Genomic DNA, 25810 nt, shown 5'->3' with positions numbered 1-25810 from the left:
ATGAATGCGGCAAGCGCCGATCTGATCCATCTTGTCCTCGGCATTTTCGGCGTCCTGATCGTCGCCTCCATCATCGGCTATGTGCTGGAACGGCGCCTGTCTCCTGACGGATCGAATGCCGCGATCGAAAACCTGAATGCCCGCATCAAGGCCTGGTGGGTGATGGTGGTGCTGATCGGCATCGCCTTCGTCGCCGGGCGTGCCGGCGTCATCCTGCTCTTCGCCTTCTGTTCCTTTGCGGCGCTGCGCGAGTTCGTGACGCTGATCAACACGAAGCGGGCGGATCATTGGGCGCTTGCCGCAGCCTTCTTCGTGGCCGTGCCGGTACAATATTACCTGCTCTGGGCCGAACAATACGGCATATACTCGATCTTCATACCCGTGTACGCCTTCCTGTTCATGCCGATCATCGCAGTGCTGCGCGGCGATACCGAGCGGTTTCTGGTGCGCATCGCCGAGGTGCAATGGGCGCTCATGATCTGTGTCTTTTGCGCTTCGCATGTGCCGGCGCTGTTGACCCTGCATATTCCCGGCTATGAAGGCCGCAACGTGCTGCTGATCGCCTTCCTGGTGATCGTCGTCCAGCTCAGCGACGTGCTGCAATATGTCTGGGGCAAGCTTTTCGGGAAAACGAAGATCGCGCCACGCCTGTCTCCATCGAAAACGGTCGAGGGGTTTGTCGGCGGCGTCATCAGCGCGTCTTTGATCGGGGCGGCTCTCTGGTGGGTGACGCCGTTCACGCCGCTGGAGGCCGGCTTGCTCGCCTTTGTCATCACGCTCATGGGATTTTTCGGCGGGCTTGTGATGTCGGCGATCAAGCGGGATCGCGGCGTCAAGGATTGGGGTCATCTCATCGAGGGGCATGGCGGGCTGATTGACCGGCTGGATTCGGTCGTCTTCTCCGCGCCGATCTTCTTCCATCTCGTGCGCTACTGGTGGTCGCTGTCATGAGCGGAAAGCTTAAAGCGCTTGCCGGCAGCAGCATCGTGCATGTGCTTTTTGCCTTCCTTGCCATGGGCGGCTGGGCCGTTTTTGCCAATCGCATGCATCCGATGCCGCGCCCTTTGATTGCCGGCTTCGTGCAAGGCGTGCTTTCGGGCTGCTTGACGCTGTTTTTGAAGTCTGCGGTCGAAGCTCTGGCGAGACGCTTCCGCGGCCTTGCTGCACTTTGGGCGCCGCCGCTGATCGCCTGCCTGGGCTCGGCAACCATTCTGGTTGCCATCCATGCGCTGAGCGGCACGCCGGAGATCCTGAAGACCATCGCCGTGCCGCTGCTGGTCTCCTCCAGCTATGCGGCGATCTACAATTACTCGATATCCGGCGGGAGGCAGCGAAGCCATGACAGGTGAGGGGCCATGACAGGTGACGGAACGGGCGACAGGCGGCCGCTGGCCAGCCGCAACACGCGATGGGCTCAGACGCTGGCGCGGCGCATGACCGCGCTTTCGGTGACGCCGAACCAGATATCGCAGGCAAGCATGGTCATGGCGGCGCTGGCGGGAGCCTCCTTCTGGTTCTCCGGTGCAGCCGGCAGTACCGGAATGCGCGTGACATTGCTGATCCTGGCTGCCTTGTTCTGCCAGCTGCGTCTGCTCTGCAATCTGCTTGACGGCATGGTCGCCGTCGAGGGCGGAAAGGGCGAGGCCGACGGACCGTTCTGGAACGAATTTCCGGATCGCGTCGCCGACATCCTCATCTTCGCCGGGATTGGATATGGTATCGCATCGCCGGGGCTTGGTTGGGCTGCGGCGGTCTTTGCTGTGCTGACCGCCTATGTCCGTGAGCTCGGACGTGCCACAGGCAATCCAAGCGATTTCGGCGGCCCGATGGCCAAGCAGCATCGCATGGCCGTGATCACGGGCGCGGCACTTCTCTCCATCATCGAGGCCCTGTGGAGCGGCGGCAGCTGGATTTTGACGATCGCGCTCTGGATCGTCGCCATCGGGTCGGCGGTGACCGTATTGCGGCGCGGAGGCAATCTGATCCGGCATTTGAAGGCCAAGAGGTGATTCGCGATTTCGCCCACCCCTTGCATGGGATGGCAATCCTTTCTATATCCGTCCACAATTGAGGCTGGCCGCAAAGAGCGGCCGATGGCCCTGCATGATGAAAATTCGCCGTTTTTGCATGGCATCCGGCGGCAAGAAGCATGATCCCGAAAAGTGTGCAGCGGTTTTGGATAAGATCATGCGATATCAAACAATGAGGGCGTGGCGGCTTTTCGAAGAAAGGCCATCCCGCTCTGGACAGCATCGAAGATCGTTCAAGACTGGCGGCAACGACCGTGAATACACTGGATTTTGACAAGAGGCCGGAAGATACCCGCGTCGTCGTCGCCATGTCAGGCGGTGTCGACAGCTCCGTCGTCACCGGCATTTTGAAGCGACAGGGCTATGATGTGCTCGGCATCACGCTGCAGCTCTATGACCATGGTGCTGCCGTGCATCGCGCTGGCTCCTGTTGTGCCGGCCAGGATATCGACGATGCGCGCCGCGTCTGCGAAACGCTCGGCATCCCGCATTATGTGCTCGATTACGAAAAGCGCTTCCGCGAGACGGTGATCAATCCTTTCGCTGAGAGCTATGTGGCCGGCGAAACGCCGATCCCCTGCGTTGCCTGCAACCAGACCGTCAAGTTTGCCGATCTGCTGGCGACGGCCAAGGAGCTTGGCGCCGATGCACTGGCGACCGGCCACTATATCCGTTCGCGCCCGAACCCGTCCCCGGAGCACCCGCGTCGCCGCGCGCTCTATCGTCCCGCTGATGCCGATCGTGACCAGAGCTATTTTCTCTTCGCAACGACGCAGGAGCAGATCGACTATCTGCGCTTTCCGCTCGGCGGCATGCCAAAATCGGAAACGCGTGCGCTTGCCGAGGAAATGGGCCTCGTCGTCGCCAAGAAGGCTGACAGCCAGGACATTTGTTTCGTGCCGCAGGGCAAGTATTCCGATGTGATCGCCAAGCTGAAGCCGAATGCGGCGCTTGCCGGCGAGATCGTCCATCTCGACGGCCGCGTGCTCGGCCATCACGAAGGCATCCTGCACTATACGATCGGCCAGCGCCGTGGCATCGGCATCGCCACCGGCGAGCCGCTCTATGTCGTCTATCTCGATGCTCGCTCGCGCCGCGTCATCGTCGGCCCCAAGGAAGCGCTCGAAACGCATCGCGTCTATCTGCGCGATGTTAACTGGCTGGGCGACGAGCCGCTGTTGCAGGCGGCTTCCGGCGAGGGCTTTGCCTGCTTCGCCAAAGTCCGCTCCACCCGCGCCCCGGCTCCGGCTGTGCTGCATGCCGATGCCAGCGGCATCTATGTCGATCTTTCGATCGGCGAGGCTGGCGTGGCTCCCGGCCAGGCCTGCGCGCTCTATTCCGCACCGGGCGACGACGCCCGCGTCTACGGCGGCGGCTTCATCGAGCGTTCGGAAAGAGAGCCGATGGCGGAAGCTTCCCTGAAGGCGCTGCTGGCAAGCCCGGTCGCGGCCTGAAGGGTGAAAGAGCCGGCTCAAGAGAAAGCACTGATTTTTCCAAATCATCCGCTTGACACCAAGCCGAACCGCACCTTATAAGCCGCTCACCAACGAGCTGGCGGCTTCGAGCGGCGGTTCGTTTGACCTTTGCGTGTGATCCCGAAAGATCATGCGTCGACGTGGCGGAGTAGCTCAGTAGGTCAGAGCAGAGGAATCATAATCCTTGTGTCGGGGGTTCAAATCCCTCCTCCGCTACCATCTCTCAATCAAAACTAATTCGAAATCCTCAATCAGGCGACTTGGTGCTGAAGAGGCGGCAGGAGTTCTTTGCCGAAGCCTAGGCGTGCGGTGAAGGCGTGCAATTCGGCGACGTTGCAGTGGCGCAGGAAGAAGTGGTCTGCCGAAACGTCGATCGGCCGGCGGCGGCCGAAGGGTAGGTTGGAGAAGGCGATCCGCATGCCGTTGCCGGCAAGCGCCACTTTCTTTTCCGGGCTCAGGGCATCATCGGCCGCGGCAATGCGCGTGTAGTTCTCGATGAATTTCGGGATGATCGCGCTGCGGAAGATCAGGATGCCCGTCTGCAGCGGCTGCGGCGTTCCCGAGCCACTGGGTGCGATGATGTCGGCGTCGGGATGAGCAGCGATCTGGCGCTCGATGATGTCCTTGCCGTAGAAGAGCGTGCCCTGTTCGACGAGCACCGTGTAGAGGTCGCCGTTGTTGAAGCCGTAGCTCAGGCCAAGCAGCAGCGCTCGCGACCAGCCGCAGAGCGCGCTATAGCCCTGAACGGCGTGTCCGTAGTTGCGTTTCAGATTGACCCAGCTGATGCGGGGATCATCCGGCATCCTGGGGCGCACCGGCGAGGCCGAATCGACGATCAGAATGTTGCTCGGCGAGGTGAAGGAGCGGACACAGTGATACCAGATATCGAAGCACTCCGCCGAGCGAACGAAATCGTCGCCGAGGACTTTGTAGTTACGGGCGTCGTTGTCTGCGTACCAGCCGGTCACGATGCTGTAGGACATGTTGTCGTCTTTCGCTCTGCTTTCAAAGCCGCTTCTGCAGCGCAACCATCTTGAAGTGCCAGTCGTTGATGCCGCCGCGGTTGTTGCGGTGGACATAGACGTTCTGGATCTGCGAGGCGACCATGCTCAGATAATCCGGATGGGCGAAGGGAATATCGAGCTTGCCGGTCTTCAGGAAGGTTTCGAAAACCTCCGCGCTCTTCTTGCAAGGCGGCAAAGAGCTTTCGAAGGGCGGCTGCCAGTGAAAATCCTCAATGACATAGAACCCGCCGGGCTCGACCTTGTCGAAGAGCTTCAGGAAGGCAAGCTGCTGATGGAACGAGGCATGCGAGCCGTCGTCGATGAGAAGCTTCAGCGTCGGGAGGGCGGCACTCAGGCGATCGAGATCGGGTATGCTGCCGAGATCGCCGCGGTGAAACTCAAAGCGGTCCAGCCGGATGTGCGAGAAGTCGGAGAGATCGAAACCATAGAGCTTCGCGCGAGGAAAGTAGTTGAGCCACATGCGGATCGACGGCACGTCGCTGCCCACGCGGTCGACAGAGGCTCCCGCTTCGACGCCGCCTCGCTCGAGGCCGATTTCCAGCATCGAAAAGGCCTGGTCGCGAAACTGTTCGAAGAGAAACGAGTACAGGGCCGCGTAATTATGGGCGTGGCCAATCTGCGTTCCCTTGTCGGTCCGGTAGTAATCGGCAAGCTCTACGAGTTCAGGCATGGAGGTCCTTCCAAAAGAAAGCTGGCGTCAGGCGCAGCCGAGCGCGCGGCGAACGTCGGTCTCTTCCGCTGTGTGGCTGCTGCCGTAGATCGAGCGTAATTCCGTCTGCTGTGTCAGCATGCCGTAGAGTGCTGTCGACACCGCAACGAGCGATGCATCGTCCAAGGCGAAGACTTCATGCAGATCATATTTCTCCATGAGCTCGACGGCCGTTGCGAAGCAATCTTGCTGCGCCTGCACGATCGCCAGGGTCTCGGCCGAGCGGCTGTCGCTCGCAAAGACCGGAATGGCGAAGTCCTGCAGCATGCGGACATCCTCGACCATGCCATGCGTGGCATAGTTGCTCATTTCAAGCACGGTATTCTCGATGCCTGTTTCCGATGGCGAGATGACCGTGTGGAACTGACAGGTCTGCGGGGTCGCGGCCATCGCTTCATAGGCTGGCGCGGTCGGCAGCTTATGAAGGAAAAATACCGGCAGGTTGCGCAGGCCGAGCGTGGCGGCGAAATTGGCAAGCGACCATCCGGTGCCGCAGAGATCGACGATCACCGCATCATCGGAGAACAGGCGCTTCGCATAGGCCGCGTAGCTGGCCGAGGGCTGCATCTTGGCGAGGCGGCTCGTATAGAAATAGGTTGCCTGACAGGTAAATCCGAGCCGTTGTGACACCTTCTCGAACAGCGGCATCCAGGAATCGCAGTCCCGGCTGGAGAAGAGGATCGAGCGCTTGTCGAGGCGTGCAGCAAGCCTCGCTAGAGCGACGCTTGCAAGCAGCATGATCGGAAAGTTCAGGCTCGCCTGGATCACCTGGACGGTTCGGCTCCGCGGGTCAGTCGCCCAGGTCGAAAGCCTGGTCTCGCGGCAGAGTTCCGCAAGCTGCCGGAGACCGATCTGCATCAGAACGCTCTCGACCGGGTTGAGACCGAAAATGGTTGTGTGGCGATTGGGAATATTGAAGCGGCGCGGCATTTCCACATCGGAGTGGGCATTGTCGCCAAGATGCTCTTCGATCGCCAGGTTCGCCTGTGCCTGCGGCCAGATCGCACCGGACCGCTTGCCGTCGGAGGTCACGATCAGGCTCACCTTCTTGTCGAGGCCTGCCTTGTCGAGCAACCGGCGGATAATGTCGGGGCCGAGATACATGTCGGAGATCAGCACGTCGCCGTGGCGAAGGCGGGCCATGTTTTCCGCAATTGGAATGACCTGCTCCAGTTCTACATCGATCTCCAGCGCCTTCAGCGCGGAGGTCTGCAGCGAGTCGAGCTGCAGCGCGACCGCCAGTTCGTCGTAGATCATATCGAGATTGTAGGGGTGCTGGGCGACCTTTGCCTCGGCCTGCTTGCGCGCCACCGCGAAAGATGAAAGACCCGCACGCTTGCCCACGATCTCGAAGACATGGGCGGGCTCGACGCAGCGACGTGCGATCAGCGTGTCGAAGACGTCGAATGTCCTGACGGACGGAAGCGGACGCGTCTCCCGGGTGGCGGCCGGTGTCGGAAAAGTCTGAGCCGGGCCGGGTTGGGCATTTGGTGCGCCGATGAGATACGAATTGAATTGATTGGAGTTCGGAGCTGTATTCACGTCGTGTTCCCCAACGCTGCCGCGCTTGTGCCTGAACCCAAAGCATGCAATTTCAGGTGCAATCTTTGGGGTCGATACAGGCCATGGATGCCGTCTCGTTTCTGGCTGAATGGCTGCCTTGTCCGAACGAGCTACTGATCCCTAGCTTTCATGGGGGAGGCTAGGTTTGTCAGCTTGCGCCAGGCTTGAGCGGGCGGGGTCGTCGAGTCCCCGCAGACGACGGGCGGTGCCCCTATTCGTCGCAGACCGGCTCGCGAAGGCACTCTTACACGAATTGAACGCCCATGCTGTTGATCTTCCGCCAGCGAACTTCGCAGGCCAACAGCCTGTTGTCCGATAGCTGAAGATCAAAGCTGTCCGGAGTTGAGAGCGGGTTTTCGATCTGGATCATCGCACCGGTCTCCGACAGGTTTCTTACGACGCAATCGAAGACCGAGTGTCCGCCGTTGAAGATGATCTTGGCGCCGAGAAGTGTCCGCTTGCGTCCCGACGTTCTGCTTTCTTGCGAGGGTTCGGTCATCGCTTTGGTTCCGGATAGCAGTTTCGCTAATTCCGAGTGTTCTAATATCAGGAAAGTTAATATGGTGCTGCCGGAAAAGCGATTTTCACAGGCCGGAAGGAGAGCGGCAGCGACGGGAGTGATTGGTGCCAGATCCGCGGAGGGGGATGATCAGTGCCTCTCGCGAAGCCGCTCGCTGAACCACCGCTTTCTTCAAGCTGACATCCCCGGAAGCCCCCCGGAAGTGTCTTTTATGAGAACAAGTTGCCTATATTTGCGTTGTATTTTCAAACAGCCACCGCAAATCCGCGCGGCACGTCTTGCAAGACGAAACACGCTCTGGCAGCGTGCTGCACTGGGGAACGGGGTTTTCAATGAAACGACTTTTGGCGGTGGCCACTGTTTTGGTGGTCGCCAGTTCTGCAATGGCTGCCGATGATCCCGTGAGCAATGCGTTCCGGGTCTGCAAGATGATAGACAATACCGGCTTGTTCACGGCGCCGTGCCAGGTTTCCAGCCGGAAATACGCGCTTACGGCGACGATCGACTTGCCGACCGCCGATGCTCGGAAAGCCTGCATGCAGATCGCAGGCGTCGCCGCGTCCAAGGGATATCATTTTCCCGGCGGGGAATGGACTGTGCAGATCAAGTCGCCGACGAGCGGCGACAAGTCGATCGCATTCTGCCGGCTGCCGAAATAGCGGCCTCAGGCGGAGGCGTTGAGTTCGTCAATCGCAAAGGCGAGCTGCAGTTCCATCTGAACCGCATGCATGAAGAGTGCTGCTTGACGCGAAATCTCGTCGGCGTCCATTCCTTGCTCCGTCAATGTCGCGGCGAAGCTTGCCATTTCCGAGCGCCAGAAACGATTGGCTTCCTCGCCGTTGAGTTGCTGCAGGGCCTTGGCGCAGCGTCTGATGTCGCTGGTACGTCTGTCGGCCGGGAATGCTAAAAGCGACATAATCTCTCCGTCATTGGCGAGGCGAATCGCCTTGCCTTTGTTGGCACAATCGCTGGCAGTGGTTCACAAAAGGTGAATTGCTTCTTGTTAGATTCCAATTGCTTGCGGCGCGGCGCGGCGATTTCACTGCATCACGGATATACCTGCCTCGGCGGCAGCCCGGATCAAGGCCTCCCTTGCCGCTTCAGGTGGGGCGGCACCCAGCATGGCCTCAAGGCACACGCGTACTGCGGCAACATATTCTTCGCCGCTTTCGACCGGCCAATGTTGCAGCAGCAATTCCGCAACCTGGTGTACCGAATTGACGCGGCGATAATTGCCGTTCTCTCCCAGCACAAGCGTGACAGCCGGAAATGGCCGTAAAGTGTTTCGTTTCAAAACGCGTTACCTCCGAAACGTAAATGCTCCGGTAAGCCTGCAAGAAGCGTTCCGAATGGCACGCGATCTCGCCCGGCGTTGGTACGGCTGTTTTCGGTTGCACGCCGATGACGGCGGAATGGTCAGCCGTTTCCTGCAACTATACACATAGTTGTGCTCGCCGGCTCCGGATTTCGTTGGCGGCTATGCGCTATGGATGGCTATTGCTCGCTTGAGGCGCCGGCTTGCGAGCGAAGCAGGGCTAGCCGTCAGCATCATGCAGCGCGGCCCAATGCAAACAGCGCCTAATCTGTTCAGGCTTGCCCGAGTTTTTGCAGGCGGACCTAATCCAGCACGTCTGCTTCGACGCAGGCTTCAACGAATATCTTCCTGGCCTGCTCGCATAGAAACGGATTTCCGTTTGCAGCACTGCAGAGATTCGCTGCTGATTGGTATTTCTCGCCCCGGATCGTTGGCCAACGGAAAAGGAGGTGGTTGAGAGCTTCTTTCGGACTTCTTATCGTTTCGGGCATCCCATAGCCGATGCGCAGATAAACGGGCTCGGACCAGCGGACATAGCTGGCTCTAACAGTCATATTCATTTTTTATAGTGCTCCGACATCGCTACCCAAACTCCCGCCGCTGGAAAAGGTTTCGAAATTTTTCGGAAAATTAAACGGGCACTGATCGGATTGAACCCTGCCGCAAGCTTCAAGTGGGCTGACGGCGGAGCGATGCGTGCGACGATTATGGGGCGATTGCTCCGCTCCAATCATCGAACGCGTCGCGCCCGCGGTGACTTCGGCCATGGTCCTATGGAGTTGTCTGGAGCACGGTCTGGCTCGGGAAGAATTTCTACTGGATCGCCGGGATTTCGACCGGAACGCTGGCTTCCATCGCAGCCGCCAGGAAGCTGTTGCGGGCTTCCAGCGACTGTCCATGGCCGCTTTCGACGTCGGCGCAGACCTGCAGGGCCATTAGAAATGCCTTGCCTTCCGCCACAGGCCACGCGTTGAGCAGCATGTCCAGCGCTTCCTTCGTGCTCGCGACCGTATAGACCTTTCCGGTACGCTTGCAGATAACCATGATGGGGTAGTTCCAGTCTTTGTTGTTCATGGTACGAGGCTCCGATCCGATGCCGCCGAATTAACGCCACGATGTGTGAAATCTCAAGTTAATTTCATGAAAGTATCTGGTGCAGTCCGGGGTTGTTTCAATCGCCGTCAGGCCATTTCAAGCGGCGGTCCGATCAACTTTGGAATCGTTGATTTTCATGCCGTGTTTTCGCTAGGCACATGCGCGCTTGCCGACCCCTTGCGCATAGGCGCCGGATCGTAAAAGACTTGGTGCACAGCGCAGTCGAAGGGAGAAACGCATGGGAAGCTTTGCGGAGATCAAGGAGCGGGCGGAGAAGCGCAAGGGCGGCGCGGGCGGGCTGAAGGCATTGATGCCGAAGGCGCCCAGCCATGACGCGCTGCGGACCCTGCCTGACGATCGGATTCTGTCGGAGATGACGCGCTATATCTTCTACGCGGGCTTCGTGCGCAACGTCATCGATGCCAAATGGCCGGGTTTCGAAGCTGCCTTTTCCGGCTTCGATCCCGCCTTTCTCAATCTCGCGCCGGATGATTATTGGCATGATTTGACCTCGGATACGCGCGTTATCCGCAACGGCGCCAAGATCATGTCGGTGCGCGCCAACGCGCAGTTCGTCCGCCGGGTTGCAGACGAGCACGGCAGTGCCGGCCGCTTCTTTGCCGATTGGCCGCTGGAAGATCAGATCGGCCTGCTTGCCGTCCTGGACAAACAGGCCAACCGGCTTGGCGGCATGACCGGGCAATATCTGCTGCGGGCAATCGGCCGCGATAGCTTCGTCATGAGCCATGACGTTCTCGTCTGCCTGCGGCTTTCCGGCGTGCCGATCTCCGAAAGCAAGCCGACCAAGAAGGATCTGCGGTTGATACAGGATCAGTTCAATGCCTGGCATGCGGAGACGGGCCTGCCGCTCACCCATCTCTCGCGCATCTGTGCCTTCTCCGTTGGGATGCCGGGAGAAGAGGACGAGGCCTGATTGATCTCGTCTATCGAATGATATTGGATCTCGCCCCAAGACAGGGAGGAACGGAATGACGACCGACAGCAGACACTTGGCCATCAGCGCGCCGGAACCGCGCTCGCTTGAGCTTATCTTCACCAGGGACGCATTGTCGCTCCTTCATTCGAAGTACCGCCTTGTCGAGGCGGACCCGGAAAATATCGCCGGACTTGGCGACGCGGTGCTCGGCGAGGCGCGTTACATCATCGGCCAGCCGCCTTTGTCGAAGGAAACGCTGGATCGCATGCCGCAACTGCGCTGCATCCTGAACGTCGAGAGCAACCTCATCAACAACATGCCTTACGAGGTGCTTTTCGAGCGCGGCATTCATGTCGTCACCACGGGCCTGGTCTTTGCCGAGCCGGTCGCCGAGATCGGGCTTGGATTTGCGCTGAGCCTGGCGCGCGGCATCGCTGATGCCGATCTGGATTTTCGTGAGGGCAGAGAGCTTTGGGGCGGTGACGGCAATGCAAGCGCCCGGCTGATTTCGGGCAGCGACATCGGCATTGTCGGTTTCGGCGATCTCGGCAAGGCGTTGAACCGGGTGCTTTCCGGCTTCCGCGCCAATATCAGGGTGTTCGATCCGTGGATGCCGCCGTCGATCCTCAGGGAGCATGGCGTGCAGCCCGCCGGGCTGGACGAAGTCTTGTCCGGCAGCGATTTCATTTTCGTGGTTGCCTCCGTCACCAGTGAGAACAAGGGTTTTCTCGGTGCCGAAGCTTTCGCGGGGATGCGCAAGGGAGCGGCCTTCATTCTCCTCAGCCGTGCAGACGTCGTCGATTTCGATGCGCTGATGGCCGCAGTCGCCTCGGGCCATATCGTGGCGGCGAGCGATGTCTATCCCGAGGAGCCGCTCGGCAAGGATCATCCGGTGCGCAAGCTCAAGGGCTTCCTCCGCTCGGCCCATCGCGCCGGCGCGCTCGACAGCGCCTTCAAGAAGATGGGCGATATGGTGCTGGAGGATATGGATCTGATGGATCGCGGCCTGCCGCCGATGCGCTGCAAGCGCGCGGAGCGGGAGACGGTGTCGCGCATGCGGTCGAAGCCGGTGACGCGCAACTGATCAAAGCTCTCCGTTCCCGGCGCAGCGTCTCTCTGCGCAGGGAATGGATTTGCATCAACAGGACTAGCGGCGATCGAGCCGGGTGGCGAGGCGATCGCCCAGCCATTGCATACCCCAGACCAGAATGATCAGGATAATGACGACGGCGATCATGACGTTCGTTTCGTAGCGTTGGTAGCCATAGCGGATGGCGAGGTCGCCGAGGCCGCCGCCGCCGATCGTGCCGGCCATGGCGGAAGCGCCGATCAGCGTCACCATGGTTACGGTGAAGCCGGCGACGATGCCGGGCATAGCTTCCGGTATCAGCACCTCGCGGACGATGGTCCAGCGATTGCCGCCCATGGCACGTACGGCATCGATCAGGCCGCGATCGACATCGCGCAGCGAGACCTCGGCGACGCGTGCGTAATAGGGGATGGCGGCGATGGTCAGCGGCACGATCGCGGCCGTTGTGCCGAGTGCAGTGCCGACGATCCAACGCGTCAGCGGAATCAAGGCGATGAGCAGGATCACGAAAGGCACGGCGCGGAAGCCGTCGACCAAGACGCCCAGAACGCGGCTGATTGAACCCTGTTCGGCGATGCCGCCACGGCTGGTGACGACGAGAGCGAGGCCGAGTGGCAGGCCAATGACCAGCGAGAGAAAGCCGGATGCGCCCGTCATCCAGACCGTTTGCCAGAAGGAGCGCCAGAGCAGGCCGAGGATTACATCAGTTGTCATAGCCTAGAACCTCCACCCGGGCGGAACGGGCTTTCAGAAAATCACTGACCTGCGCCGGCAAGGTTGCGTCGCGCGTCGGCACCGCGACGAAGAAGCGGGCAACGGGCTGGTTCTGGATATGGTCGATGCCGCCGTGGACCAGCCGGAAAGACCGGGGAAGCGCGGCCGAAAGCTCGGCAAAGAGCGCGCCTTGGGCAGCAGGGCCGGCAAGATCGACGCTGAGGATGGCTTCGGTGCCCGATGACGGGGAAAGGCGGGCGGCGATATGCTCGGGAAGCTGCGGACGGGCGCCGCTGAGCAGGCTTGCCGCAATCTCTGTTTCCGGATTGGCGAAAACAGTCCATACCGAACCCTCTTCGACGATCCTACCGGCGTCGATGACCGCGACGCGATCGGCGATCGAGCGGATCACTTCCATCTCATGGGTAATGAGCAGGATCGTCAGGCCGAGCTTGCGGTTGATATCCTTCAGAAGAGCCAGGATGGACCGGGTGGTTTCCGGGTCGAGGGCCGACGTCGCTTCGTCCGACAGAAGAATGGCAGGCCGAGCCGCAAGAGCGCGGGCGATGCCGACGCGCTGCTTCTGGCCGCCGGACAGGGCAGAAGGATAGGCCTTCGCCTTGTCGGCGAGGCCGACGAGTTCCAGTAGTTCGCGGGCGCGCTGCAATCGTTCGGCCTTGCCGACGCCCTCGATCTTCAGCGGCAGCGCGATGTTTTCTTCGACCGTCCTCGAGGAAAGCAGATTGAAGTGCTGGAAGACCATGCCGATGCGGCGGCGCAGCGGCTGCAGTTCCTTCTCCGACAGACGTGCGATATCGCGGCCTTCGATGTGGATTTCGCCGCTGTCGGCACGTTCCAGCCCGTTCAGGCAGCGGATGAGCGTCGACTTGCCGGCGCCGCTGCGGCCGATGATGCCCACGATCTCGCCGCGGCGCGCCGTCAGCGAAATGCCGTCGAGCGCGGGCGTCGCTCCAAACCGGCGGCGGACATCGACCAGACGGACGATCTCATCGCCTGATGATCGTTCAGGCGGCGCCTGTCCATCGATAGACGTGGCTGGAGTGAAGGAATTCATGTCTGCTTCCCGATCTTCTTTTGGGTGCGGCGCGAGTTGAGGCTGCGCTGTAAACACCAAAGGCGGCCTGGGCAATAACCCCGGCCGCCTTGCCGCTCAGCGCCATCTAGCGCTGTCCGGTTATCAATAGGCGCTCTGGCCCGTACCCTTGTAGACCTTGTCGAACTCGGCCTTCACAATATCATTCTGGTAGGCCGCTACCAAGGTCTTCACCCAGGGAGCGTTCTCGTCGCTCTGCTTGACGGCGATGAAGTTGCGGTATGGGTTGCCGTCGATCTGCTCCTGCGCGATGCGCTCTTTCGGCGTCAGGCCGCTCTTCAGCGCCCAGTCGGTGTTGACGACTGCGGCATCGAGATCGTCGATCGAACGACCGAGAATGCCGGCATCCAGTTCCTTGATTTCGACGTTCTTCGGATTTTCCGCGATATCGGCGGTCGTGGCGAGAATGCCGGTGCCGTCCTTAAGCTTGATCACGCCTTCATGCTGCAGAACGAGAAGCGCACGGCCTTCGTTGGACGGGTCGTTCGGCACGCCGATGGCGGCACCCTTCGGAAGCTCTGCCACGGTCTTGTACTTCTTCGTGTAGAGGCCGATTGGCCAGATGCCGGTATAGCCGGCAATCACGATGTGATAGCCGTGCTGCTTGATCTGGTTGTCGAGGTAGGGCTTGTGCTGAAACGCATTCGCGTCGACTTCGCCGCGCTCCAGAGCTTCGTTCGGCTGGGTATAGTCGTTGAAGACGACGGTTTCGACCTTCAGACCCTTCTTGGCGGCTTCGGCGGCCACCGCGCGCCAGACGTCTTCATCCTCGCCGCTCATGATGCCGACCTTGATCGTCTTGTCCGCAGCGAAAGATGGGGTGGCGGTGGCCGTCCAGCCGAAAACGGCGACAGCGGATGCAAGGATGGCTGCAAGGCCGGCGCGACGGGAAAGGCGCAGCGCGTCCAAACCTTTGAAGAGCTTTTCAGTCATGGGAAATCCTGTTCCTGATGATCGAGATTATTCTCTCGTTGACGGCCAGATCATCTCAGACGCGTGTTCATGCTGCGAAGCAGGATCATGCGTTGTGCACTGCACTTCTGAAAAACTCTTTCAGTTCGATGTGCAAGCGGAAATTAATTTTCCACAAATATTGTGGATTATCTATGCGGCAAATGAGGTTGTTGCCTAAAGATTGTGCAGACTAGCGATGGATGGGGTCTTTCCAGAGGACCTCTTCTGGCTTTTCCACCGGCTCGATATCGAGATTGACCACGACAGGCTCTTGTCCGGAGCGCACCAATACGCATTCCAGCGTTTCGTCGCGGCTGGCATTGATTTCCTGATGCGGCACGAATGGCGGCACGAAGATGAAATCTCCAGGGCCTGCTTCGGCGACGAATTCCAGATTGTCGCCCCAGCGCATCCGCGCTTTGCCTTTGACGACATAGATGATGCTTTCCAGATCGCCGTGGTGGTGAGCGCCAGTCTTGGCATTAGCATGGATCGTCACAGTGCCGGCCCAAATCTTCTCCGCGCCGGCGCGGGCGTGGTTGATCGCGGTCGCCCGGTTCATGCCCGGAGTCTGGGCCGTGTTCGGATCGAGTGCGTTGCCGGGGATGATCTTGACGCCATGTTCGCGCCAATCGATCGGTCGGTGATCGTGGCTGTGTTCATGCCCATGTTCATGATCGCCGCACATGATCTTCCTTTCACCATTCTGGAAGGGATTCGTATGCCCTCCGGCCATCAGACGCTATTTTAGTCTACGTGAAGCCATTCAAAGATAAAGATAAATTTAGAAATTATTAATTAGGCTTTTCAAGTCGAGATTAATCTATAGACTTGATCAAGTTAAATGACCGGTGGGAACATTTTGTGTGTCTCCCGCGTTGCGCCGGTCAGAAGATGGTTTGCCGCGCCGCTTGACCCCAATTGATTGCGTTCGGGGCGCGCCAAACTGAAGAAGCAGCGCCTGGGTCTCCGCGGAGACCATCGAGTTTCATACATGCGCCGGACTTCCAATTGAAAGGAGACAGACATGTCGAATGCCTTGCCGCCCCTTCATGAGGGTCATGCCCCCATCACTCTGCAGCAGCTATTCCGTGAGGCGCTCTATGCCTTTGAGGAATGGGACAACGAAGTCACCGAACCGATCGTGACGTTCGAAGGGCGCATCGTGCCCATCAGCGTCGTTTTCGAAGCCATGCGCGAATGCACCGACATCGTGCCCAACAATATCGTCTCGGCCGTGACCGAGCGGCTGACCAAGCCCTGGGAGGGCGAAGGTCCGCTGGATACGATGACATTTTCGACCGCGGCGCGCGTCATGGGCGTGCTGGTTCGCAAGAGGTTGCTCGCCGTGAACAACGGCCTCAATGTCGCCGCCATGGCCGCAGATGCCGGGGCTACGGAAAAGACTGATCGCTAAGACAGGCGGTCGATGATCGAAGGCCCGCCGGCACCCGCCTGCGGGCCTTTTGCTTTATCTGCGGTGGCCGACTTCGAATTCGGGATCGACTGGAATTTGCATTGACGTAACAAGATGGTTCGTCTGGCCGGCAAGGCCGATGACGGCAAGCAGGTCCGCATGCTGCGCATCCGTCATGCCCTTTGCTTTTGCGGCGGCGGTGTGGGAGTGGATGCAATAGGTGCAGCCATTGGCGGTCGAGACTGCGATGTAGATCATTTCACGCACCAGCGGATCGAGCGGACCTTCCGCCATCATGACCGCCTTCAAGCCCTCCCAGGTGCGCTTGAGCAGAGCTGGATCGTTGGCGAGGCCACGCCAGAAATTATTGACGAAATCTGATTTCCGGACCGCACGAATATCGTCGAACACCGCCTTGACCGCCGGGATCGCTTCCGCCTCCGCATCGTCGAGCAATTTGACCGTCGCCATCTTCCGCCTCCGTTAAACAAGCTGATCTTGCGGAAGCATAGCGCATTTTCCTCGGGCGTAGGCGAAGAGGCCGACGAATATCCTCCCTCTTTTCATTTGCAAATTCCATCCATATGTGAAAATACTATTCACATAAGAAGATTGAGGCCGACGTGAACTTCGGCAGCGAGAGTGACCGCCGGGGCGGAGAAGCGCGTTTGCCGGGGTAATGTCAGGGGAGCGGGAATATTAATGGCGTTGAAGAAGGACTTGCCGCTGGCCGGGCTGGTCGTTGTCGACATGAGCCAGTTCCTGTCAGGTCCCTATTGCACCCTGCGGTTGATGGATCTTGGCGCAAGAGTTATCAAGATCGAGCGCCCAACTGGCGGCGATCTCTCGCGCGGGCTCTATCTCAGCGACCACGAGAACGGCGATTCAACGATCTTCCACGCGATCAATCGCTCCAAGGAAAGCCTAGCGATCGACCTGAAGAACGAGCGCGACATGAGTGCGCTGCGCAAGCTCATCTCCAAGGCCGACGTTCTCGTGCAAAACTTTCGCCCGGGCGTGATCGAGCGGCTGGGGTTGGATTATGAAGCCGCGCGCAAGCTCAATCCGCGCCTCGTCTATTGCTCGATCAGCGGTTACGGCGAAGAGGGGCCGTGGGTTTCGCGGCCGGGGCAGGATTTACTGGCCCAATCGCGCTCCGGCGTCATGTGGCTGAACGGCGACGAGGGGCAGGGGCCGGTGCCTTTCGGCCTCGCGATCGGCGATATGCTGGCGGGTGCGGCTGCTGCTCAGGGCATTCTTGCGGCGCTGGTGCGGCGCGGCGTGACGGGCGAGGGCGGACTGGTGGAAACCAGCCTGCTCGAGGCGCTGGTCGATCTTCAGGTCGAAGTGCTGAGTGTCCATATGAATGGCGGCCACAAGCTGCCTGAGCGTTCGCATGTTCGCAGCGCTCACGCCTATCTCTCGGCGCCCTATGGCGTCTACCCTGCCGCCGACGGCTATCTCGCCATTGCCATGACGCCGATTTCCAAGCTTGCCGATCTGCTCGGCATGGAGGAACTGGCGCCCTATCGTGACGACCCGAAGAGCTGGTTCACGTCGCGCGATGACATCAAGGCGCTGATCGCGGCGCGCATTGCTACCCGAAACCTCGACGACTGGCTCGCGATCCTCGAACCTGCCGATATCTGGTGTGCAAGGGTGCTGAACTGGCCGGAGCTTCTGGGCAGCGAAGGCTTTCGCGTTCTCGACATGTTGCAGACGGTTGGGCGCGATGATGGCGTCAGCCTGCATACCACCCGCTCACCCATCCGCATCGATGGGCAGCGGCCGAAATTCGAGCGTGCGGCCCCGCACGTTGGCGAGCATAATGCGGCGCTCTGGGAGGAGTTCGACCTCGGTTGAGGGGTCGCGAGGTCGCCGATGGATATAGAAGGAGTTTTCCAATGACGCGCATCACCAATCTTCGCGTTTTCGATTTGCGCTTTCCGACTTCGCAGAGCCTCGACGGTTCGGATGCGATGAATCCGGATCCGGACTATTCGGCTGCTTATGTCATCCTCGATACCGACAAGCCGGGCCTTGCCGGCCATGGCCTGACCTTCACCATCGGCCGCGGCAACGACATCTGCTGCATGGCGATCAAGGCGATGCGGCATCTGGTCGTCGGCACGGAGCTCGCAACGGTATTGGAAAACCCCGGCAAATACTGGCGACATCTGACCAGCGACAGCCAGTTGCGCTGGATCGGCCCGGAGAAGGGCGCGATGCATCTGGCGACCGGCGCGGTCGTCAACGCCGTTTGGGATCTGCTGGCCAAGGAGGCCGGCAAGCCCGTCTGGCGCCTCGTTTCGGAGATGGATGCGGAGCAGATCGCCGATATTGTCGACTATCGTTATCTGACTGATGTGCTCACTCGCGACGAGGCCGTCGCGATCCTCAGGAAGGCGGAGGCCGGCAAGGCTGACCGTATCGCCACGCTCGAGCGCGAGGGATATGCCTGCTATACGACATCGGCCGGCTGGCTCGGCTATGACGATGCAAAGCTGCGCCGCCTGTGCCAGGAGGCGATCGACGCCGGCTTCAATCATGTGAAGATGAAGGTTGGCCGCGATCTCGAGGATGATATCCGCCGCCTCACCATTGCCCGCAAGGTGATTGGTCCCGACCGCTATCTGATGATCGACGCCAATCAGGTCTGGGAAGTCAATCAGGCGATTGACTGGGTGCGCAAGCTTGCCTTCGCCAAGCCCTTCTTCATCGAAGAGCCGACCAGCCCGGACGATGTCGCCGGACACCGCAAGATCCGCGAGGCTATCGGCCCGGTGAAGGTCGCCACGGGCGAAATGTGCCAGAACCGCATCATGTTCAAGCAGTTCATCGCCGAGGGCGCGATCGACATTGTGCAGATCGATTCCTGCCGCATGGGTGGCCTCAACGAAGTGCTGGCGGTGCTACTGATTGCCGCCAAGTATGGATTGCCGGTCTGGCCGCATGCCGGCGGCGTTGGTCTCTGCGAATATGTGCAGCATCTGTCGATGATCGACTATATCGCCGTGTCAGGCACTAAGGACGGCCGCGTCATCGAGTATGTCGACCATCTGCACGAGCATTTCATCGATCCCTGCATCATTCACGATGCCGCCTATATGCCGCCGAGCCTGCCGGGCTTCTCGATCGAGATGAAGCCGGAATCGATCGCCGAATATACGTTCAAGGGCTGAGCCCAGCCGTGTCGATCAAAGCAAAAGCCCGCCATCCGGCGGGCTTTTGTCGTTCATGCTCAGAAGATCCGCCTCAGGCAGACTTGTTCAACCATGCCTGGATGACAGGCACGTCGGCATCGTCAAACTCATGACCGGCAGGCGCCGTCGCAAGCTCGACCTTGGCGCCGCCTTCACGCAAGCGCTCGGCCAACGGCTGAGCGTAAGGGCCATATAGATCCTTCTCGCCAGCAACAACGAGTACTTCCGCGTCTGACATATCAGCCGCCGGCGGATTTTCGAGAGCGGTCATGGAGCGCAGCAGCACGGCGCGGCGGATGACGTGCGGGTGCAGCGAAAGCATGGCGTTCAGCAGGTTGGCGCCGTTCGAATAGCCGATATAGACGATGCGGTCCGGATCGAGCCCGTAGGCATGGATCGCGCCATCGATGAAGGCGGCGAAGACTTCGGCCTCGCTGGCGATATCGGCCTGATCGAAGGACATCGGCCCGTTGCGACGGAACCAACGTGGCGCACCTTCCTCGAGTGCACGGCCGCGCACCGTGAGCAATGTTGCGCCGGCGTCGATCTTGTGGGCGACCGGCAGCATCGTCGTTTCGTTGGCGCCGGAGCCGTGCAGCAGAATGAAGATATTGCCGTTCGGCTGCTCGGGTGTGAAGAAGCGATGGATAAAGGGCAGATCGCGATAGATGACGCGCGGTTCGCCGGGCATGGAGAACTGCGGCAACACCACGTTCAACTCGGCCAGAAGTGCCGGACTGTCGCTTGGGGCAAAGAGGCGCGTGCCAAGCGTCGCCTCGTCCTCATCGATTAGCATGCCCGGTGCGTCCGTGGCGAGTTCGAACAGGATGCCGCCGGGCTCGCGGACGTAGAGCGAGCGGAAATATTTGCGGTCATGCATCGCCGTCGGCCAGGAATTGATCGCCTGCAGCGCGGTGCGAACCGACTGCAACTCGGCATCATCGGTAGCACGAAAGGCGACATGATCGACCGTGCCAGTGCCCGGCGCGCTTGCCCAGAAGCCGCGCGCATCCCGGATATCGAGGATGTCGCCCGGTGCCGAGACGAGCCGGCTGACCGCTCCGGTGGTAGCCAGCGGCCGGTAGTCGAAGTGATCGATCAGGATCGCCTGTGTTTCCTCGGGCGTTTCGCTGAACAGCGTTGCGCCACGGATGCGGGCAATGGCGTGTTCCTGCGGAATGGTGTCGACCGTCCACGGAGCCGCCGCCTGCAAGGTCGTGGTTCCCACGAGCTTGACGATGACGCCGTCCGGATCTTTCAATCGCAGGACCGGCTCGCCGAATTCCTCGGAAGGGCCTTCCGGCTTGAGGCCGGCCGTCAGCGCGCGCGTCAGCCAGAAGCCGATGCTCGTCGGATTGATCGCGAGCGAGATTTCGCCGACCTGGCCGACGCCGGCGCGGCCGGGAGAGCCGTCTTCCCAGACGAGAAAAGTGATCAGCGAGCCGGGCGAGCCGGTGGCATCGCCGTAAAGGAGATGAAGCTGCGTAGCGTCCTCGAAGCCGCCAGTGCGCTTGACGAGGCGCAGGCCAAGGAAGCCGACGTAGAAATCAACATTCGCCTGTACCTTGCGGGTGATCAGCGTGATGTGATGGATGCCGGCGACCATGGGATGCTCCAGACTGTTATTTCATTCTGGTCACTATTTAGGCCGCGGCTATTGTTCAATGCAATGCGCAGTCCGTGGAGGCAGTGTTCACAAAAAGCGCAACGTCGTTTGTCGCGTTACGCTACTTGCCAGAATCGGTTTCGCCCATTCCGGATGTTTTTGCAGTCTTTCGCTTGGATTTTGTCTTGGGCTCAGGCGGCGACTGCGACGCTTCCTTCTCAAGACGAAGCTCACGCAGGCGAGCTGTTTTTCTCTCGCGGATCGAATGCTCGCTGGCAAGAATTTCCTTGACCGTGGAATCGAGGTGATCGGCCTTCGCTGACGGCGCCTGCTTTTTGGAGCCAAACAGGCTGTCTTTATTCGGTGGCGTCATACTGGCCTCCTGGGCTCGTATAGGTATCGGTATTGGCTTCAAGCCTAAGCTCATCGGCCACATGTACAAGACGTTAATCTCATCCTTTGGCGGTGGACGCCCTGCATTAGCGATAGAAGTCTGTCGTCGTCCGCGGCAAGAGGAGAGGAGGCCCAAAGGTAAGGCTGTTGATATTCAATCTTAAATTGCGATACCGGTCGACGTCGCCTATGCCATTTTCAGGCGAGCCGTCCAACCTTCTGATACTTTAGATGTTCCTACTTGTGAAGGGTGTGCTTATCGGATACAAATTAGCCATCGATATTTGTGAATGAGCTTTGCCTCGATGCACTCCGTGCGACATTGACGAACTTACCTCCCAAAATCGGTCGACTGCCATCCGGAGGTTACCTGGATTGGTATCTTAGTATGAGTGATTGAAAGGTCATCGTTATGAGCACAGGTACTGTAAAGTGGTTCAATGCAGCCAAGGGTTTTGGTTTCATTCAGCCCGATGATGGCGCGACGGATGTTTTCGTGCACATTTCAGCCGTTGAGCGCGCCGGCATGAGCACGCTGCGCGATGGTCAGAAGATCTCTTACGAGCTTGTCAAGGACAAGCGTTCGGGCAAGATGTCGGCTGATCAGCTGGAAGCCATGTAAGCCATTTGTTTCCGGTCTTTGTCCACGGATGTGCCGGCATAGATCGTTGAGACAATGAAGGAAGAGGCCGGGTTGACCCGGCCTTTTTGTTTTGTCCTCATCCCTGCTTCGGCAGGGCGGATAAAGCCGTTCGTCGAGATCGAAGCGTTGAGAGATGATAGGCGCTTTTTCTTGACTTTACATCAGGGGCAGCTTGAGCCAGTTCAATGCTCGCCGAGGGTGTCTTCCAGCGACTTGCGGCGATGGCCGCTGATCTCGGAGCCGGCTGTGCGCGAGAAGCTGGCGTTCCAGATCACCGCGAGAAGCGCAATGGCCGTTACGACGATGAAGGCGACTGAGAAGTCGACCATCTTGGGCTTCGCATGGCCAAGGAACTGCGTCGAGCCATGCAGAGCAAGGGCGGCGACGCAAATGCCGAGTGAAAGCATCAGCTGCTGGAAGGTCGAGTAAAAGCTGGTCGCGATGCTCATGCGGTCGCGCTCGATCTCGTCATAGGCGATCGTGTTGTAGGCCGTGAACTGGAACGACATGAAGAAGCCGCAGAAGAACAGGATCACGAAGATGACCGGCAGCGGCCAATCCGGCTTGAAGATGGCGCATAGGCCATAGCCAAGCGTGCCGATCAGGCCGAAGATGATGAGGGCAGTACGGAAGCCGAGGGTGCGCAGGATGCGAACCTGGAAGGGTTTCATTGCCATGGAGCCTAGCGCGGTCGCAATGGCGATCTGGCCGGCTGCGGCCGCCGAAAGGCCGAAGCCGAGCTGCAGCATCAAGGGGATCAGGAAGGGGTGGGCGCCCTGGCTGATGCGCGTCAGCGAACCGGCGATAACCGAGGTGCGGAAGGTTGGCACCTTCATCAGCGAGAAATCCATGATCGGCGAAGGATGCTTGCGGGCATGGCGCAGATAGGCGATGCCAAACAGAAGGCCGATCGAGATCAGGAAGATAGCGAGATAGCCTTCGCCCTCGCGGCTCGACATTTCGAAGCCGAAGAGCAGCGAACCCAGCGATATACCCGAGAGGATGAAGCCCGAGAGATCGAAGCGGCCAATGCGTGGCCCCTTCACCTCCTCGATGAACATCGTCACCAGGATAAAGCCGATGATGCCGATCGGCACGTTGATGTAGAAGATCCAGCGCCAGTCGAGATAGGTCACGAACATGCCGCCGACCGGCGGGCCGAGGATGGGGCCGATGAGCGCGGGGATCAGCAGCCAGGACATGGCATTGACCATGTCCTTGCGGGCGACGCTACGCATCAGCACGAGACGGCCGATCGGCAGCATCATCGCGCCGCCGAGACCCTGCAGCAGTCGTGCAAGGACGAGGAAGAACAGGTTTGGCGCCTGCGCGCACAGAAGCGAGCCGAGAACGAAAACCGCGATGGCGGATCGGAAGACGGTACGCGACCCGAAGCGGTCGGCGATGGCGCCGCTTGCGGGAATGAAGATTGCGAGGCTGAGAAGGTATGACGTCAGCGAGATACTCATGGCCGGCGCGCTGACGCCGAAGTCTCTTGCCATGGTCGGAAGGGCTGTTGCGAGCACGGTCGCGTCAAGCTGTTCCATGAACATCGCACTTGCTACGATAAGTGCTACTACACGAAAATTCGGTGCGGCCCGCCGGGTGGGGGCGGCCTGGAATATCTGATCCGACATTGTCGGGGATCGCTCTCGATGGTGCGGTGGGGTCCTAAGACAGAACCGCAAGTCTGGTCACGGCGCGAAGGCCTATTTGAACGGCCGCTTGTATACTCCCGCTCGGACGCGAATGCCATATCAGAAATCGCAAATCCTATTGATCGGAATGGAAAAAATGGCTCACATAAGCGTGAACGCAGCGGCAAATGAACGCGAAGTGAATGAATAGCGCAATATGGCGCTGAAATGCTCACGGTTGGTTTTGCGGCGTAAGATAATGTGCTCGTTTCGGCAGGCATTTGGATGTCAAAAGACCGGCGCCGCCGTGTGCGGCACCGGCCTGATTCATTGAGTCGACAGGCGCGCCGCTATCAGTAACCAGCCGCTAGTCCGGAGCCGGCACGGCTGTCCATGGCGCCGTTGTAGCGGGCACCACCGCCCTTGGCGATATCGCTGAGGCTCTTGCCGCCGACGAGGATGCCGGCCGATTGGCCCCAGATCGGCCAATCCTTATCGACCTGAACCGTATAGCCCATGCCGGCCAGCAGCTTGATCGTATCGGGCGAAAGCGCATGCGGCTCCATGTAGACCTTATCCGGCAGCCATTGATGATGGATGCGCGGCGCGTCGATGGCTTCCTGAATGTTCATGCCGAAATCGATGACGTTGATGATCGCCTCGAGCGTGATGGTGATGATACGCGAACCGCCCGGGCTGCCGATCACCATGAAGGGCTTGCCATCCTTGGCGATGATCGTCGGGCTCATGGAAGACAGCGGCGTCTTCTTCGGTTCGATGGCATTGGCCTCGCCCTGCACCAGGCCGTAGAGATTGGGCACGCCGGGTTTGGAGGTGAAGTCGTCCATCTCGTTGTTCAAGAGGATCCCCGTGCCGGGCGCGACAACGCCGGCGCCGAAGGAACCGTTCAGCGTGTAGGTGACGGCGACTGCGTTGCCGTCATTGTCGACGATGGAATAATGCGTGGTCTCATGGCTTTCGCCGAGGCCTTTCGGCATCAGATCCTTGGAGACGCCGGCCTTGTAGGGATCTATGCTGTCGCGGATCTTTTTGGCATAATCCTTGTCCAACAGCTTGCTGACGGGATTGTCGACGAAATCGGGATCGCCGAGCGTGGAATTGCGGTCGACGTAGGCATGGCGCATGGCTTCGACCATGAGGTGCACGGTGTCGGCCGAGCCGTAGCCGGTATAGGACAGCGGGTAGCCTTCCAATACATTGAGGATTTCGCAGATGATGACGCCGCCAGAAGAAGGTGGCGGCGAGGAGATGATCTGGTAGCCGCGATAGTCGCACTTAACCGGCTCGAGTTCGCGGACCTTGTACTGCTCGAAATCCTGGTTCGCGAGAATGCCACCCTTGTCCTGGCTTGCCTTGACGATGGCGTTGGCGACCGGCCCCTTGTAGAAACCATCCGGTCCTTGATCTGAAATGCCGGAGAGAGCGTTGCCGAGATCCGGTTGGATCAGCCTGTCACCTGTCGCGAAGGGCTTTCCGTCCGCCCTGGTGAAGATCGCGGCGGCGGCCGGATCGCGGGAAAGCCAATCCTTGTTTTCGTTCAGTTCTGCGGCATCGGCTTGGTTCAGCGTGAAGCCTTCCTTGGCGTAGCGAATGGCCGGCGCGATGAGATCCTGACGGGATTTCGTCCCGTATTTCTCGCGGGCCGTTTCGAGGCCCATGACCGAGCCCGGCACGCCGACGGCGAGATAGCCATCGGTGCTTGCGCCTTTGACGATATTGCCCTTGTCGTCGAGATACATGTCTTTCTTGGCTGCCAGCGGTGCGCGCTCGCGGAAATCGAGGAAGTCCGTCTTGCCATCCCGCATGCGGACGGTCATGAAGCCGCCGCCGCCGATATTGCCGGCGGTCGGATAGACCACCGCCAGTGCATAGCCGACGGCAACGGCCGCATCGACGGCATTGCCGCCGTTTTTCAGCACTTCGACGCCGACATCGGTGGCGAGATGCTGCGCCGTGACGACCATGCCATGTTCGGCCTCGACTGGCGGCGGCGCGGCGGCTCTGGCTGTTACGGAGAAGAGGGCAAAGGTGAGCAGGGTCACCGACGAAATCGCTCGATGGCGGAAATGGCGCATGATAATGCCTCACATTATTGGCTTGGGAACGTAGCCCATCCTTGAAATGGCGTCCCCGGCGGAAATGGCGATATCCTCAGTTGCAAATTTTCGAGGGCGCCGTTGCGATGAGAGCCGGTAACAGATGTGCAGGCTCTCACGGGGCCTGGTGCTGCCGATGTCGAATGCGCTGCGGAAGCGCGTCAAATCGAGCAGATGCGAGCGTTGGATCAATTCCATTCTTCCCGAGGCGCAAGAGCAGTTGACGACCCGGCATCTGTAATATTTCTTTTAT

Annotated in this window: 28 protein-coding genes and 1 tRNA gene; 12 read left to right on the top strand and 17 right to left on the bottom strand. The window is 59.8% G+C overall.

Going from position 1 to position 25810, the window contains the following annotated elements; genetic code table 11:
* The 5 genes from GA0061102_RS14120 to GA0061102_RS14100 all read left to right on the top strand — a co-directional run bounded on the left by GA0061102_RS14120 (position 1) and on the right by GA0061102_RS14100 (position 3724).
* On the top strand, positions 1 to 951 hold the full coding sequence (locus tag GA0061102_RS14120) for a phosphatidate cytidylyltransferase (RefSeq protein ID WP_092848829.1): 951 nt from the start codon (positions 1 to 3) through the stop codon (positions 949 to 951).
* Complete coding sequence (locus tag GA0061102_RS14115; RefSeq protein ID WP_092848893.1) at positions 948 to 1349, top strand: hypothetical protein; 402 nt, start codon at positions 948 to 950, stop codon at positions 1347 to 1349. The genes GA0061102_RS14120 and GA0061102_RS14115 overlap by 4 nt, the downstream gene beginning before the upstream one ends.
* 6 nt (positions 1350 to 1355) lie before the next feature.
* Positions 1356 to 2009, top strand: a complete 654-nt coding sequence (locus GA0061102_RS14110; RefSeq protein ID WP_092848826.1) for a CDP-alcohol phosphatidyltransferase family protein — start codon at positions 1356 to 1358, stop codon at positions 2007 to 2009.
* A gap of 275 nt (positions 2010 to 2284) precedes the next feature.
* Positions 2285 to 3484, top strand: a complete 1200-nt coding sequence (mnmA, locus tag GA0061102_RS14105) for a tRNA 2-thiouridine(34) synthase MnmA (protein WP_092848824.1) — start codon at positions 2285 to 2287, stop codon at positions 3482 to 3484.
* Between the two features lie 163 nt (positions 3485 to 3647).
* Positions 3648 to 3724 (top strand) — tRNA-Met (locus GA0061102_RS14100).
* Between the two features lie 32 nt (positions 3725 to 3756).
* On the opposite strand, the gene GA0061102_RS14095 is transcribed toward GA0061102_RS14100, so the two are convergent.
* The 4 genes from GA0061102_RS14095 to GA0061102_RS14080 form a co-directional block, all read right to left on the bottom strand.
* Positions 3757 to 4488, bottom strand: coding sequence for a hypothetical protein (locus tag GA0061102_RS14095; RefSeq protein WP_092848821.1), 732 nt, complete (start codon positions 4486 to 4488; stop codon positions 3757 to 3759).
* A gap of 22 nt (positions 4489 to 4510) precedes the next feature.
* On the bottom strand, positions 4511 to 5200 hold the full coding sequence (locus tag GA0061102_RS14090; protein ID WP_092848812.1) for a class I SAM-dependent methyltransferase: 690 nt from the start codon (positions 5198 to 5200) through the stop codon (positions 4511 to 4513).
* A gap of 27 nt (positions 5201 to 5227) precedes the next feature.
* Positions 5228 to 6781, bottom strand: coding sequence for a hypothetical protein (locus tag GA0061102_RS14085; protein ID WP_092848803.1), 1554 nt, complete (start codon positions 6779 to 6781; stop codon positions 5228 to 5230).
* 265 nt (positions 6782 to 7046) lie between these two features.
* On the bottom strand, positions 7047 to 7301 hold the full coding sequence (locus GA0061102_RS14080; RefSeq protein ID WP_092848801.1) for a PilZ domain-containing protein: 255 nt from the start codon (positions 7299 to 7301) through the stop codon (positions 7047 to 7049).
* Positions 7302 to 7654: 353 nt separating this feature from the next.
* On the opposite strand from GA0061102_RS14080, the gene GA0061102_RS14075 reads away from it, so the two are divergent.
* The gene (locus GA0061102_RS14075) at positions 7655 to 7981 is read left to right on the top strand and encodes a hypothetical protein (protein WP_092848800.1); all 327 of its coding nucleotides are present in this window, start codon (positions 7655 to 7657) and stop codon (positions 7979 to 7981) included.
* Between the two features lie 5 nt (positions 7982 to 7986).
* Here the strand turns inward: GA0061102_RS14075 and GA0061102_RS14070 are convergent, their stop codons facing one another.
* From GA0061102_RS14070 to GA0061102_RS14055, 4 genes are all read right to left on the bottom strand, one after another.
* The gene (locus GA0061102_RS14070; protein WP_092848797.1) at positions 7987 to 8238 is read right to left on the bottom strand and encodes a DUF6074 family protein; all 252 of its coding nucleotides are present in this window, start codon (positions 8236 to 8238) and stop codon (positions 7987 to 7989) included.
* Between the two features lie 123 nt (positions 8239 to 8361).
* Positions 8362 to 8616, bottom strand: coding sequence for a DUF982 domain-containing protein (locus GA0061102_RS14065; RefSeq protein WP_092848789.1), 255 nt, complete (start codon positions 8614 to 8616; stop codon positions 8362 to 8364).
* A 323-nt stretch (positions 8617 to 8939) separates the two neighbouring features.
* A complete protein-coding gene (locus GA0061102_RS14060) occupies positions 8940 to 9197 on the bottom strand; it encodes a DUF982 domain-containing protein (protein WP_092848784.1) in 258 nt (85 codons plus the stop codon).
* Positions 9198 to 9450: 253 nt separating this feature from the next.
* The gene (locus GA0061102_RS14055) at positions 9451 to 9711 is read right to left on the bottom strand and encodes a DUF982 domain-containing protein (protein WP_092848781.1); all 261 of its coding nucleotides are present in this window, start codon (positions 9709 to 9711) and stop codon (positions 9451 to 9453) included.
* 259 nt (positions 9712 to 9970) lie between these two features.
* On the opposite strand from GA0061102_RS14055, the gene GA0061102_RS14050 reads away from it, so the two are divergent.
* Together GA0061102_RS14050 and GA0061102_RS14045 are read left to right on the top strand one after the other, a co-directional pair.
* Positions 9971 to 10666 (top strand): DNA-3-methyladenine glycosylase I, encoded by a 696-nt coding sequence (locus GA0061102_RS14050; protein ID WP_092848773.1) that lies wholly within the window; start codon positions 9971 to 9973, stop codon positions 10664 to 10666.
* Positions 10667 to 10721: 55 nt separating this feature from the next.
* The gene (locus tag GA0061102_RS14045; protein ID WP_092848771.1) at positions 10722 to 11753 is read left to right on the top strand and encodes a hydroxyacid dehydrogenase; all 1032 of its coding nucleotides are present in this window, start codon (positions 10722 to 10724) and stop codon (positions 11751 to 11753) included.
* 63 nt (positions 11754 to 11816) lie between these two features.
* On the opposite strand, the gene GA0061102_RS14040 is transcribed toward GA0061102_RS14045, so the two are convergent.
* The 4 genes from GA0061102_RS14040 to GA0061102_RS14025 all read right to left on the bottom strand — a co-directional run bounded on the left by GA0061102_RS14040 (position 11817) and on the right by GA0061102_RS14025 (position 15229).
* Entirely contained in the window at positions 11817 to 12473 is a 657-nt protein-coding gene (locus GA0061102_RS14040; protein ID WP_092848768.1) for a methionine ABC transporter permease, read from the bottom strand.
* Entirely contained in the window at positions 12463 to 13548 is a 1086-nt protein-coding gene (locus tag GA0061102_RS14035; RefSeq protein WP_092848766.1) for a methionine ABC transporter ATP-binding protein, read from the bottom strand. Before GA0061102_RS14035 ends, GA0061102_RS14040 begins: the two co-directional genes overlap by 11 nt.
* Positions 13549 to 13671: 123 nt before the next feature.
* A complete protein-coding gene (locus GA0061102_RS14030; protein WP_092848763.1) occupies positions 13672 to 14520 on the bottom strand; it encodes a MetQ/NlpA family lipoprotein in 849 nt (282 codons plus the stop codon).
* A 211-nt stretch (positions 14521 to 14731) separates the two neighbouring features.
* Entirely contained in the window at positions 14732 to 15229 is a 498-nt protein-coding gene (locus GA0061102_RS14025; protein ID WP_092848891.1) for a cupin domain-containing protein, read from the bottom strand.
* Positions 15230 to 15568: 339 nt separating this feature from the next.
* On the opposite strand from GA0061102_RS14025, the gene GA0061102_RS14020 reads away from it, so the two are divergent.
* Positions 15569 to 15958 carry a BRA0787 family protein gene (locus GA0061102_RS14020; protein WP_092848756.1) on the top strand — a complete coding sequence of 130 codons (390 nt, stop codon included), beginning with the start codon at positions 15569 to 15571 and terminating at the stop codon, positions 15956 to 15958.
* Between the two features lie 54 nt (positions 15959 to 16012).
* On the opposite strand, the gene GA0061102_RS14015 is transcribed toward GA0061102_RS14020, so the two are convergent.
* Positions 16013 to 16429 carry a carboxymuconolactone decarboxylase family protein gene (locus GA0061102_RS14015; protein WP_092848745.1) on the bottom strand — a complete coding sequence of 139 codons (417 nt, stop codon included), beginning with the start codon at positions 16427 to 16429 and terminating at the stop codon, positions 16013 to 16015.
* A 231-nt stretch (positions 16430 to 16660) separates the two neighbouring features.
* Between GA0061102_RS14015 and GA0061102_RS14010 the strand changes: the two genes are divergently transcribed.
* Together GA0061102_RS14010 and GA0061102_RS14005 are read left to right on the top strand one after the other, a co-directional pair.
* Positions 16661 to 17821: a CaiB/BaiF CoA transferase family protein gene (locus GA0061102_RS14010; protein ID WP_092848739.1), complete on the top strand. Its 1161-nt coding sequence runs from the start codon at positions 16661 to 16663 to the stop codon at positions 17819 to 17821.
* 41 nt (positions 17822 to 17862) lie between these two features.
* Positions 17863 to 19140, top strand: a complete 1278-nt coding sequence (locus tag GA0061102_RS14005) for an L-fuconate dehydratase (RefSeq protein WP_092848736.1) — start codon at positions 17863 to 17865, stop codon at positions 19138 to 19140.
* A gap of 73 nt (positions 19141 to 19213) precedes the next feature.
* Here GA0061102_RS14005 and GA0061102_RS14000 read toward each other — a convergent pair whose 3' ends face one another.
* Positions 19214 to 20767, bottom strand: a complete 1554-nt coding sequence (locus tag GA0061102_RS14000; protein WP_092848733.1) for a VOC family protein — start codon at positions 20765 to 20767, stop codon at positions 19214 to 19216.
* A gap of 121 nt (positions 20768 to 20888) precedes the next feature.
* Complete coding sequence (locus GA0061102_RS13995) at positions 20889 to 21182, bottom strand: hypothetical protein (RefSeq protein WP_245298009.1); 294 nt, start codon at positions 21180 to 21182, stop codon at positions 20889 to 20891.
* Between the two features lie 390 nt (positions 21183 to 21572).
* Between GA0061102_RS13995 and GA0061102_RS13990 the strand changes: the two genes are divergently transcribed.
* Positions 21573 to 21782 (top strand): cold-shock protein, encoded by a 210-nt coding sequence (locus tag GA0061102_RS13990; RefSeq protein ID WP_034503699.1) that lies wholly within the window; start codon positions 21573 to 21575, stop codon positions 21780 to 21782.
* 203 nt (positions 21783 to 21985) lie between these two features.
* Here GA0061102_RS13990 and GA0061102_RS13985 read toward each other — a convergent pair whose 3' ends face one another.
* Together GA0061102_RS13985 and ggt are read right to left on the bottom strand one after the other, a co-directional pair.
* Positions 21986 to 23440, bottom strand: a complete 1455-nt coding sequence (locus GA0061102_RS13985) for an MFS transporter (protein ID WP_092848723.1) — start codon at positions 23438 to 23440, stop codon at positions 21986 to 21988.
* A gap of 353 nt (positions 23441 to 23793) precedes the next feature.
* Positions 23794 to 25536 (bottom strand): gamma-glutamyltransferase, encoded by a 1743-nt coding sequence (gene ggt, locus GA0061102_RS13980; RefSeq protein ID WP_092848720.1) that lies wholly within the window; start codon positions 25534 to 25536, stop codon positions 23794 to 23796.
* Between the last annotated feature and the right edge of the window lie 274 nt (positions 25537 to 25810).

This window comes from Martinezella miluonensis, assembly GCF_900094545.1.
GTDB lineage: Bacteria > Pseudomonadota > Alphaproteobacteria > Rhizobiales > Rhizobiaceae > Rhizobium > Rhizobium miluonense.
This window is presented reverse-complemented; position numbering and strand designations above follow the sequence as displayed.